The organism is Bacillus badius NBRC 15713 (assembly GCF_001591605.1).
GTDB lineage: Bacteria > Bacillota > Bacilli > Bacillales > Domibacillaceae > Pseudobacillus > Pseudobacillus badius.
In genome coordinates this window covers 1-5,439 of the sequence record NZ_BCVF01000075.1, presented here as the reverse complement: position 1 = coordinate 5,439, position 5,439 = coordinate 1, and the positions used below count along the sequence as shown (strand labels likewise).

9 protein-coding genes are annotated in these 5,439 nt (G+C 38.4%); 8 read left to right on the top strand and 1 reads right to left on the bottom strand.

All coding sequences use genetic code 11. The features are described from left to right. Nucleotides 1–244: 244 nt before the first annotated feature. Nucleotides 245–475, bottom strand: a complete 231-nt coding sequence (locus BBA02S_RS19355) for a helix-turn-helix domain-containing protein (RefSeq protein WP_041114659.1) — start codon at nt 473–475, stop codon at nt 245–247. 150 nt (nt 476–625) lie between these two features. Between BBA02S_RS19355 and BBA02S_RS19350 the strand changes: the two genes are divergently transcribed. The 8 genes from BBA02S_RS19350 to BBA02S_RS19315 all read left to right on the top strand — a co-directional run bounded on the left by BBA02S_RS19350 (nt 626) and on the right by BBA02S_RS19315 (nt 5,435). Then, the gene (locus BBA02S_RS19350) at nt 626–850 is read left to right on the top strand and encodes a helix-turn-helix domain-containing protein (protein WP_041114658.1); all 225 of its coding nucleotides are present in this window, start codon (nt 626–628) and stop codon (nt 848–850) included. A gap of 30 nt (nt 851–880) precedes the next feature. Beyond that, complete coding sequence (locus tag BBA02S_RS19345; RefSeq protein ID WP_052477468.1) at nt 881–1,876, top strand: phage antirepressor KilAC domain-containing protein; 996 nt, start codon at nt 881–883, stop codon at nt 1,874–1,876. A 109-nt stretch (nt 1,877–1,985) separates the two neighbouring features. Next, on the top strand, nt 1,986–2,825 hold the full coding sequence (locus BBA02S_RS19340) for a conserved phage C-terminal domain-containing protein (RefSeq protein WP_052477467.1): 840 nt from the start codon (nt 1,986–1,988) through the stop codon (nt 2,823–2,825). Continuing rightward, nucleotides 2,755–3,600 (top strand): ATP-binding protein, encoded by an 846-nt coding sequence (locus BBA02S_RS19335; RefSeq protein WP_082040303.1) that lies wholly within the window; start codon nt 2,755–2,757, stop codon nt 3,598–3,600. The genes BBA02S_RS19340 and BBA02S_RS19335 overlap by 71 nt, the downstream gene beginning before the upstream one ends. A gap of 55 nt (nt 3,601–3,655) precedes the next feature. Beyond that, complete coding sequence (locus BBA02S_RS19330) at nt 3,656–3,898, top strand: hypothetical protein (RefSeq protein WP_156141541.1); 243 nt, start codon at nt 3,656–3,658, stop codon at nt 3,896–3,898. Nucleotides 3,899–3,974: 76 nt separating this feature from the next. Next, nucleotides 3,975–4,358 carry a hypothetical protein gene (locus tag BBA02S_RS19325; protein ID WP_041114655.1) on the top strand — a complete coding sequence of 128 codons (384 nt, stop codon included), beginning with the start codon at nt 3,975–3,977 and terminating at the stop codon, nt 4,356–4,358. Then, nucleotides 4,355–5,032: a sigma-70 family RNA polymerase sigma factor gene (locus BBA02S_RS19320; RefSeq protein WP_041114654.1), complete on the top strand. Its 678-nt coding sequence runs from the start codon at nt 4,355–4,357 to the stop codon at nt 5,030–5,032. Before BBA02S_RS19325 ends, BBA02S_RS19320 begins: the two co-directional genes overlap by 4 nt. Before the next feature lie 16 nt (nt 5,033–5,048). Then, nucleotides 5,049–5,435 (top strand): hypothetical protein, encoded by a 387-nt coding sequence (locus BBA02S_RS19315; RefSeq protein WP_041114653.1) that lies wholly within the window; start codon nt 5,049–5,051, stop codon nt 5,433–5,435. Nucleotides 5,436–5,439 lie beyond the last annotated feature (4 nt).

Below are 5,439 nucleotides of genomic sequence, written 5' to 3'. Positions count from 1 at the left end.
GCTAGAACAATACTAAAAAGCAAAGATATTGCTAGTAGCAAATATTTGTTTTTCACATTATAACCACCTTTGTTTTTAAGTGAATTATACAACAAAGCGGAGCGTTTGTTACCAGTATCTAAGAAAATAAGGGAAATTTTGAGGGGGTGGTGGTGTAGAAATAGGAATGTGTGTTTGGTTGGATTCGGAAAAGAAAAAGCTCAACTAAGGAGCTTAAGTTATGTATGGTCGGGGGTGTATAAGATTACTCTTCTTCTTTTTCTAAAGAAAAGAGATCACCAATACCAATTTCTAAAACTTCACATAGATCAGCAATCGTTTGATAGTGAATTTGATTGTTATCGTTGTGATAAATGCGATCCAACGTTCTTCTAGCAATCGGTTTGCCGGCTGCTTCTAAGATTCTTTGTAACTCTGAAATAGATTCAATTTCTTTTTCGAACATGATTTTCCTTAAATTGTTTTTTACTTTCATAGTTTCCGCACCTCTTATAAATATTATATATCAATTGTACAAGATTTATCACTATGTTAGCAATATTTTTTAGGAAATTATTAAATATTATTGTAATAATTACTAACATGTTATAAAATAGTATTAAGAAATTAGGAAGGGGGGCTTTGCTTGATTATCAGAAATCGCCTGGGTCTTCTACTTCAACAACACAAGTTATCGCTAAAAGCGTTAGCTGAAAAAGCAGATGTCAACTATGGTACTCTTTACAACTTCTACCATGAACGCTTTCAAGTTTTTAACGGCGATCTGATTGGGAAACTTTGTGTGGCATTGAGATGCAACATCGAAGACTTAATCTATCTAGAAGAAGAGAAGAAAGATGCCGGTGCTTAACGGTACCGGCAATAACAAAAGGAGGGCACTATGGAGGAATTAACTCAAGATCAGCTCGAACAAGCAAGAAAAGCTAAACGGGAGTACATGAGGGAATACCGCAAAAATCCAGAAGTTAAAAAGAAAATGAAACAACAGGTGGATCGTTATTGGTTAAAGAAAGCGACAGAAGAAAAAGTGGCGGAGTTAAATTTTGAAGTGAAAAATATTTCAAAGAAAGAACAATCGCCAGTAAACATTTCGGATTTAAAGATAAAAGAATATCGGGGTCAACGAGTTGTCACTTTAAAAGATATTGATGAAGTGCATGAACGGAGAGAGGGAACAGCGAAAAGGAATTTTACACAAAACAAAAACCGACTTATTGAGGGTGAAGACTACTTTAAAATTAGCGTGGACGAAATTCGTACTCACAACATTTTTGAAATATCTCCGATGGCAAGACAAGATATCACGGTTTTGACCGAATCAGGATATCTCATGTTGGTAAAATCATTCACTGATGATCTTGCATGGGAAGTTCAAAGGCAGTTGGTTAAGTCTTATTTCAGAGTTAAACAGTTGCAAACTCCTAAACTACCAACAACATTCGCAGAAGCTTTACGGTTAGCTGCAGACCTTGAAGAAGAAAAACAAAAACTGCAATCAGAAAAGTTGATGTTAGAACAACAGGTGGCGGAATTTGAGCCAAAGATTACTTACCTGGACACGATACTAGATTCAACTGATTCAGTAGTGGCTTCTCAGATTGCAGAAGATTACGGACTTACTGCACAAGAGTTGAATAAAATTCTTCATAACGAGGAAGTCCAGTACAAAATGAATGGTCAATGGCTTCTGTATAGCCAACACAAAGGAAAGGGATATACAGAATCAAGAACACATAAGTTCACTAAAACTAACGGCGAAACAGGTACAAGCCTCCATACACGTTGGACGCAAAAAGGAAGACTGTTTATTCATCAAATATTAGAAAAGAGAGATATTCACCCTTTGATGGATATAGACACAGAAAAAGACACTTGATGTTGGCGCATCAAGTGTCCTGATTAATCCGTTCAAAAATATTTCATTGATACAAGTATACCACATCGAGGGTGAATCGTCACCCTCTTTTATACAGGAAGGTGATTAAATGTCCAGGCTGCTTTTAGACGAACAACCACTAGTTATCCTCCCGAAGCTTGCTGTAGCAATTGGGCTTAATGAAGCTATTGTTCTCCAACAACTTCATTACTGGGTGGAAAAATCTAAAAATGAACATGACGGCAAGTACTGGGTTTATAACAGTCACGAAGAATGGAAAAAGCAATTTCCTTTCTGGAGCAAAAACACGATCATTCGTACATTTGAAAAACTAGAAAAGAGTCAGTTAATCGAAACTGGCACTTTCAATAAAAATAAATCAGACAGAACAAAATGGTACACCGTGAATTACAGGATGCTTGAAGCTTATTCCAGAGCATTTACCCAAAATGAGTATATGGATGTTACCAAAATGAGTATGCCAATTACTCAAAATGAGAACATGGCCTACCCATATTGGGAAAATGGTTCATCTACTCAAAATGGGCACATGGTTAACCAGAGAATACCTAAGACTACTTCAAAGATTACAACAGAGAAAGATAACGTCGCTTCGGCTCCTACGCTTCCTTTCTCAGACATAGTTGATTATCTGAACGAGAAGGCTGGAACGAAATACAGAGCATCATCCAAGAAAACACAAAACCTTATCAAAGCCAGATTCAATGAAGGTTTCACCTTAGATGACTTTAAAACCGTCATTGATAAGAAAACAGCAGAGTGGCTTACAGACCAAAAGATGAATCAATACTTACGGCCGGAGACATTGTTCGGAACCAAGTTTGAAGCTTACCTTAACCAGAAGGGGGGACAAGCTCATGCAAAAACTAAGAAACATACAGACCTTTCTCAATACAACTTCGACAAGGAGCCAGATTTCGATTTCTGAAAATCGTTGTGAAAATAAGATAGACGGAGTTAAGTGCAACAAGCAAATGATTATTGAGGACGGAAAAGAGTTTTGTTTCTACTGCGAAGAGATCAAGAAAGCGGATGAGGTGTTAGGGAAAGAGGCAAAATCGGCTCATCGACTAATGACGCTTAATCGCATGTTTAACAATGACAGCTTGATTAACGAAAGATTGAAAAATTGCAACTTTGGAAATTACGAGCATGTTTCAGAAGAGTTAGCTAAGGCAAAAGCGATTTGCCAGCGGTACGCGGAACATTTCACAAAAAGTAATCCAGTGAACCTTATGATGATCGGTAACTACGGGACAGGAAAAAGTCATTTAGCTGTATCTATCCTTAAGCGAGTAATTGAAAGAGGGCTAGAGCAAAAAAATCCGTGGACGGGAGTATTCATTTCTACACCAAAATTAATGACTAAACTCAAAGCCACTTACCACAAAAAAAGCAAACATTCAGAAGATGAGTTACTTGAGCAGTTGGGGAGTGTAGACCTCTTGATCTTGGATGATGTTGGAACGGACTATAAAAAGAAACAGTCAGAAGCAGAAGAGGAAGAAGCGAACCAGTGGGCAACTTTAAAGCTTTTTGAAGTAATTGACTCTCGCATTGGCAAACACACAGTTTATACAACGAATTTCAATCACGTGCAGCTAATGGATATGTATGGAGAACAGAAATTCAGCCGGATGGTAGAAGGTGCTCACTCAATCAAAATGAACGGTGAGAATTATCGGTTGCGAGCATTTAAATAAGGGGGGCTTGTCCCGGCCCCTCTTTCTATAACCTATGCAGGAAGGCATGAGATTTATGAAAGAAAATGATGTGAAAACAATTAATTTATTTATAAAGCCCGGAAAACTCATTCCCGAAAAAGGAAACACAGTCTGGGCTACCTTGGATAACGGAATCTATTGTCGATTCACAATTTTATCAATAGAGAACCTTAAATGGACGGAACGGCTAATCCTCAAAGCTAGCTTTAAGGTGAGGCTATTAGAGGTTAAGCGTGATAAAGAAAGCCGAAAGCAATACTTCAAAGTGATTAAGTAATAAATTTACATGCAGCGGTGAGCGGAAGTAGAACGGATGAAACACAAAATGCGTAATGGAAAAAGGGTGAAGGGGAATGAAGAAGCGTAAGAAATTAGATCTTTTGCAGGTAGGAGAACGAGTATGGATTGAGACCACTGGTTTCTTTTATAGCGGGAAACGTTATATAGATGAGTACGAAATCGTGGAAGCCAACAAAAGTAGTGCTTATGCAGTTAGAGTTGAAGATCTAGAAAAAGAGAATCCTAGCCGTAAGCGTATTGAACAAGGAACAAGAAAAGTCATTGCGCGTTATTCGATGGGAGAGTCTTATTACTTCTGGGAAACAAAAGAGAAATTCGAGCAAAGCGTTAAGCGGCAAGCGGAGACAATCTCAATGAGACAAAAAGCAATAGAGAAAGTAAAAACAATGAATTTTGAACAACTAAAAGAATTCTTGGTGGTTAAGGATGAATCATGAAAACAATAGACGGCGAGCAAATAAGCGTAGAACAGCTTTATCACAAGCACCTCAACTTTATCAGAATGATGGCTTATAAATACAGAATCATCGGAAAACAAGCAGGATTGGACCTGGATGACTTAATGAGCATCGGAACAGAAGCGCTGGTCGTCTGTTACGGCAAGTTTGATGAAAGCAAGGGCTTTAAGTTCCTTACTTATTTAGGAGCAGCCATACGGACAAGGATTATGCGAGAGTGTCATAAAAACCAGCGGCTCTATATTCCGAATTATATTTACGACACGATCCGGTTAATCAAACATAACGGAGATACCGACTTAACGGCAGCGGAAATCGCTGAAAAGTATGAGTGCAGCCAACAAACAGCAGAAGGCGTTGAGCGGTTCCTGCAGGCAAAATACATCAAATTAGAAGATCGAGCAGCTAAGCGGGGCGACTTGCTGGTCCATGAAGTGATTGGCGAAAGAGAAGATGACACAGTGGCGGAAGTTAACGACTTTATAAGTCAGCTTCCAGCACATTATCAAACGGTAGTTACAGGACGGATGAAAGAGAAAAAATACAAAGAAATCAGCAGCCAGAACGGAATTCCGAGATCGCAAGCATTCAACATATTAAAGAAAACCGGCAAGTTGTGGACGAAGTACGAAGAAGGATTAGCGATTATTTAAGTGGAGGGGTTAAACAATGAGCGAATTACTAACGACAGGCGAAATGATAGACAGATTGCAAGCGGGAGAAATGGCAGAAGGAATGATAGATGATTGTTCCTTGTGCGTGACCAAAGGAAAAGACGGGGCGATTGTTGTGTGTGAAGAAGATGGGAGTCCAATAAAATCAGGTCGTTTGTATCTGAGTCTAACTGCAACTCCAATGAATTTATCATGGCGCATCATTCCTAATTATGTAAGCTTCGATGAAGCAATGAAAGCTTTGCAAGAAGGAAAAATCGTAAATGTTTTTATCGATAACAACAAATATCATTTCAAAGCAGAAAATCCATTTGTCTTAGAAGAAATGAGCGGATATTCCTTTAAAAACCTTTTTGAAGCCAAGTGGACCATCGAAAACTAAAAAA